Genomic DNA, 2,888 nt, shown 5'->3' with positions numbered 1-2,888 from the left:
GGCGTCGAGCAGCAGCCCCTGCTCCCCGGCGTCGCCGGCGGCCGTTGCCACCGCAGCGGCCAGCACCGACGCCCCGGCCCCGCCGTGTGCACTCATCAGCGCGACGCCGCCGCCGGTGGCCCGTCGTGGCGTACGCAGCTCGGTCAGCGTGCGCACCAGATGGCCCTCGTCGGCCGGCAACAGGGCGGCGTCACCGGCGCCGAGGTCCATCGCCGAACGCCAGACGTCGGCCGGGGGCGCGGTGTCGGCGACCAGCAGCACCCCGGCTCGCCGCGGCACCGAGGTGGAGACCAAGGCGGCGACCGCGGGTGGGTCGACGACGACCGCACGAGACCGCAGCCACTCGGCGCGGCAGGTCGCGGGATCGCCGAGAACCAGCCGATAGCCTGCGGCCGCGGCACACCGGGCGACGTCGTCGCGCAGATCGTCGTCGACGAGGGCGAGGAGGGCTTCGGACATGAGCGCCATCGTGGCCGATTCCGGCGTCATCGTTCTGTGTACACGTGCGCGGAGGGTCTCGGCCTGTGGACGCAGAGAGTTCTGTGGAAGGCACCACGCGCCTGGGAGAACGGCAACGGCGATAGGGGAATCGGCGAGCTGACTTGCTCCAGATAGAGGACAACCCCGGCCAGGGGGGGAGGAGGCCGGGGTCGTCGCGCTTCAGCCCCGGGGGGTCGGGCTGAAGGGCACCGGTCCGAAGACCGGGTACCCACGACTATACACGTTCGCACGACACTCGCAAACAACTCGCGAAACCCGGCACAACATCGTTGATTCGTCTCACTGCCTGCGGGTTTGTTGATCTGAACGAATGACACACAGCGGTGATCGCCGCCTCCTCGACCCGCATCGAGCGGGATAGCCGAACTCGACTTACAACATCGCGGAACTCCAGTACGATGCCCGAAATGAGCGATGAGCGCCCGCGGGTCCATCAGACGCCGCCGGTCGCCGCGTTCTTCGATCTCGACAAGACCGTCATCGCGAAATCGTCGGTCCTCGCCTTCAGTCGCCAGTTCTTCACCGAGGGCCTGCTCGACACCCGCACGCTGCTTCGTTCGGCCGTCACCCAGTTGAGCTTTGCCCGCTCGGCCGCCGACGCCGACCACGTCGAGCGGCTGCGCAGGCACATCACCACGATGTGTCAGGGCTGGGATGTCTCCGAGGTGAACCGGATCGTCGCGGAAACCATCGACGACGTCGTCCGGCCGCTCGTCTACAGCGGTGCGGTCGATCTCATCGACGCGCACCGGCAGAAGGGACATGCCATCGCCCTGGTATCGGCGTCGGGGCAGGAGATGGTCGAGCCGATCGGCGCCATGCTGGGCGTCGATCACGTGCGTGCCAGCCGGATGCACATCACCGACGGCCACTACACCGGCGACCTCGATTTCTATTGCTACGGCGAACAGAAGGCCGCGGCCATCCTGCAGATCGCGCAGGAGCACGGCTACGATCTCGACCTCTGCTACGCCTACTCGGATTCGGTGACCGATCTGCCGATGCTCGAGGTCGTCGGGCGGCCCACGGTGGTGAACCCCGACAAGCACTTACGCCGGCACGCCGAGGACAACGGCTGGCCGATCCTCGACTTCGACCGCGAGCCGGACCCCTCGTTCGCCACCGCGCCGGCGCTGGCCGCGGCGGTGGCCCTGGGGATCGGCGCCGCGGTGGGATGGGGCGTCGGAATCCGTCTCACCAGGCCTCGACGCACCGCCACGGCGAGCGTCGGCCTGCACCTCTGAAGCGCCGTAAACCGTTGCACCAGTGCACCAGTCGTCGGTGATGTGAACGCCACCGAACGTTGACACGCTTGAGTCTTGATGTGATCGCGATCACGGTGTACAAAGGTCATACGGAATCTCGGAAGGCAAAGTTCGCCCCGGAAGAGAAGGAGCGGGCCCCCATTCCGAGCACTTCCCAGCACGAGCGGCAAGTACCCACGCGGAGCGCGCCGCATAAGGCACAAGTGTTGTGCGCCTGCGACATCGCGGCCATGTGAACGGCTACCCTCGACGGCAGCGCCCCGACCCTCGGACAGCGCCTACGACATCATTGATGGCGTCGTGATGGGACGAGATTGGCAGCGCCGGAACGGTATCGGACAGATGTCCGTGGTCAATCGCCGAGGCGGTAACCACAACCCACCAAGCACGCTTGGTAGCTTTCGTTCGTGCTATGCGGGCGGCGACCCGGTTTTCGAACCGGATCGCCGCCCGCAGTGTTGCGTGTGCCCAGTGTTGTATGGGCCCGGTGTTTGTCTGCCCGGTCAGCCGGCCCGTGCGGCGTCGGCGATCGACTTCGCTTCTGCCGCACCGGCGGCGAGCGCCTGGCAACAGAAGACGATCCACTCCCCCAGCGCTTCGGCGCGGCCGGTGCCGAAGGCCTGCGCCAGGACGCGATAGTCGGCGACCCGCCGCAGCCATGTCACTTCGGGGACGCCGAGATTGTGCGGATCGAGACCCGACGACGTGCACACCAGCCGAGACGCAGCACGGGCGACGATCCCGTTGGCGGATCGAAAGGCGTTCAGGCTCAGCAGTTCCCCGTGGACGACGGCGGCGAGGACCGGCGCACCCACCCTGGTGCCGCCGGTGATCAGCTGGCTCAGCAGATCCAGGCGGGTCGCGACGTCGGCATCGGCGCGCGGGCGGCCGAGCTCGTCGGGATCGTCGATGAGATCGGCGGCGGCGAGCATGTGCAGGCGAGCGAAGGCCTGTGCGGGAGCACGCCGGAATACCGAGGTGAGGCTTTCCAGCGAGTCGCCGTCGAGGGCCTGGGCCACGCGCATGGCGCCGGCGAGGAGCGGATCGTCGAAGTCGCCGTCGCGACGCAGCTCGACGCTGCCGCCGTCGATGGCCGCCGACGACCGTCCGGCTCGCCAGGAC

Annotated in this window: 2 protein-coding genes and 1 pseudogene; 1 reads left to right on the top strand and 2 read right to left on the bottom strand. The window is 68.2% G+C overall.

The window, feature by feature from the left end; genetic code table 11:
- Positions 1-468 (bottom strand): annotated as a pseudogene (locus B1964_RS21175) (hypothetical protein); the annotation flags it as partial.
- A gap of 440 nt (positions 469-908) precedes the next feature.
- Between B1964_RS21175 and B1964_RS21170 the strand changes: the two are divergent.
- The gene (locus B1964_RS21170) at positions 909-1,745 is read left to right on the top strand and encodes an HAD-IB family hydrolase (RefSeq protein ID WP_079931173.1); all 837 of its coding nucleotides are present in this window, start codon (positions 909-911) and stop codon (positions 1,743-1,745) included.
- Between the two features lie 524 nt (positions 1,746-2,269).
- On the opposite strand, the gene B1964_RS21165 is transcribed toward B1964_RS21170, so the two are convergent.
- A partial coding sequence (locus B1964_RS21165) for an oxidoreductase (RefSeq protein ID WP_079931172.1) occupies positions 2,270-2,888 on the bottom strand: 619 nt, incomplete at its 5' end.

Origin of the sequence: Gordonia sp. i37 (assembly GCF_002043085.1) — a bacterium.
Lineage (GTDB): Bacteria > Actinomycetota > Actinomycetes > Mycobacteriales > Mycobacteriaceae > Gordonia > Gordonia polyisoprenivorans.
This window is presented reverse-complemented; position numbering and strand designations above follow the sequence as displayed.